The sequence below is a fragment of the Fusibacter sp. genome, from assembly GCF_057447755.1.
In genome coordinates this window covers 1-2,426 of the sequence record NZ_JBVBZF010000437.1, presented here as the reverse complement: position 1 = coordinate 2,426, position 2,426 = coordinate 1, and the positions used below count along the sequence as shown (strand labels likewise).

At 34.5% G+C, this 2,426-nt stretch carries 2 protein-coding genes; one reads left to right on the top strand and one right to left on the bottom strand.

The window, feature by feature from the left end; all coding sequences use genetic code 11:
• Positions 1–368 precede the first annotated feature (368 nt).
• Positions 369–2,054: an HD domain-containing phosphohydrolase gene (locus tag AC220I_RS21365; RefSeq protein ID WP_486725894.1), complete on the top strand. Its 1,686-nt coding sequence runs from the start codon at positions 369–371 to the stop codon at positions 2,052–2,054.
• Between the two features lie 113 nt (positions 2,055–2,167).
• On the opposite strand, the gene AC220I_RS21360 is transcribed toward AC220I_RS21365, so the two are convergent.
• A partial coding sequence (locus AC220I_RS21360; protein WP_486725893.1) for a hypothetical protein occupies positions 2,168–2,426 on the bottom strand: 259 nt, incomplete at its 5' end.

Below are 2,426 nucleotides of genomic sequence, written 5' to 3'. Positions count from 1 at the left end.
TCATGAAGTAGTTTACCAACAAGCGCCATCGTAATTAACGAAAATAACATTTAGAGCACCTCCTTAGATATCTTATTAATTGTATTTTACCCTTAAGAGATATAAAATCAATTAAGCCATGATTAGAATCCGGTAAGAATTCCATCAAAATAAGCTCTATATAATTATCTTTTGCTCCTGCATTATGAATGCTGATTAAGGGGTGGTTAAAGCCTCTAGAAAAGTATTGAGGAAACAAGGGGGGGATGTTAAAATATTGAAGAAGCTTATTGAAATCTTCAAAGCATCCAAAAATATCAAGTGTTAATGATCTTTGGAAAACCCCGCATTATTCAAGGCGAAATTTAGATATAATATAAGGTGAACGAATGCAAAAGGTGAGTATTCAATACAAAGTAACGGCACTGCTAATTTTTATTATTGTCATTTCAAATATGTTTCTTGGGTTTTTAAATTACAACAATTTGAAAGAAATTACATCTGACATTATTATTAGCAACAATGAAGAAGAGTTGCGAAACATTAGTGATTACTATTTTGACAAACTTATTTTTGACATGGAGTTTATTGTTGAAACATGGGCGAATTCAAATTTTATCACTCGATATGACAAGAATCCTAGTACAGAGCGCATTGTAGCCACAATCCCTGACGACTTTTATGAAATTTATCAGCAGTGGCTTGGGCTCACAAACTCTATTAATGATATTACATGGATTTATTATGCAATGGAATCTGATGGTTCCATTTACATTGCACCTGTGGATGTTAGCATGCCTTCTGATTATGATGCCCGTACTAGGGAGTGGTATCAAGGTACTGTTAGCCAATCGGGGCGTATCTATTGGACTGATCCTTATGTGGATGCTGGTGACTCTGGAAAAATATTGCAAACCGTCTCAAAAGCTGTCTATCAAGACGGGAAGTTGAAAGGTGTCATTGGGCTTGATATCGAATTGATTAAGTTTACTGAAATCATTGACAATTTAAGCTTTGCAAAGAGTTCCTCTATTTTTTTGATAAATCAAAAGAATGACATCATTGCGCATAATTCAAAAGATATTGCATTTTACAAACGTGAGTTCATTGATGGGCTTGAGAGAAATAATGTCTCTGAACTAAAAAGTGTTGATAATATTGATTATGTCATATCTTCAGTACCGCTCAATATTAATAATTGGAAACTTATTGCTATTACAAAAACGGATTTCAATAAAGAACTAAATCAAATGCGACATCAGGCATTTATGATTATATTGATCACATCAATCATCAGTATTATCTTTGCCTTTTGGGGGTTCAAGAACATTCTTTCGAATTTGGAATTGCTAATAAACACCACAGAACAATATGGAAATGGCCAATATCAAGTTAGAAGTCAAATAAACTCCAATGATGAATTCAAACTGCTTTCAAACAGTATGAATAACATGTTAGACGCCATTGAAAGTCTAATAGAAGAACGAGATAGCAACTATATTCATACTGTGAAAGTTCTTGCCAATGCCATTGAAGCATCGGATCAATATACACGTGGACACTGTGATCGCGTAGGCCAGATCTCACAGCAAATCGCAAATAGGATGTCGTTGGATGAAGAGGCCTTGAAACAACTGGAATTTGCCTGTATTTTGCATGATATTGGTAAAATTGCAATTCCAAAGCATATTCTCAATAAACCTTGTCAACTTACGGATGAAGAATTTAATATGATAAAATCCCATCCAGAAGTTGGATATGATATTCTCAAAGACATTCATTTCTTTGGAAAAGCCAATCAAATCATATTGCAGCATCATGAACGCATTGATGGAAGTGGCTATCCACAAGGACTAAAAGGAGATGAAATTTGTCTAGAAGCAAAAATTTTATCGGTCGCAGACGCTTATGATGCTATGTCAAGTGAAAGAGTCTACCGTAATAGTTCCTTGGACCAAGAGAAGATCATAGAGGAACTGCGAGCTTGTTCATTCACTCAGTTTGATGCAGAAGTGGTGGAAACACTTATTGAAATCTTACAAGGCCAAGGAGGCTTAGAGAATCACTCGTCTTAGAACTTAAATTTAAAAGAGTTCTATAAAAAATGAGTTATCTATCAAATCCAATAGATTTAATAGATAACTCATTTTCATTTAATGATTAAGATGATTTAGAGAAAGAATTTATTCTAGTTGTTAGGCATGATATCGATAACAATACGGCCTGGGTCTTTAAGTGAAAATACCTTGAATTGGCTGGCTTTCTTTAGTTTTATGGATAAACCAATTGAAGAATCATCAGATGGATAGTATATATCCAGTGCCTTTAAGTTGCTTTTATCTGTAAAGACTGGTGCAGTGGCAGAGGCTGCACGAACACCTGATAATACGATGTCCACTTCAAGACCATCATTAGAAATAGTAGCTTCATAATGGCAAGCTTCTTTA

Excerpts from the sequence above, each read along its gene's own strand:
- AC220I_RS21365 (WP_486725894.1), top strand. The coding sequence starts at position 369 with ATGCAAAAGGTGAGTATTCAATACAAAGTAACGGCACTGCTAATTTTT.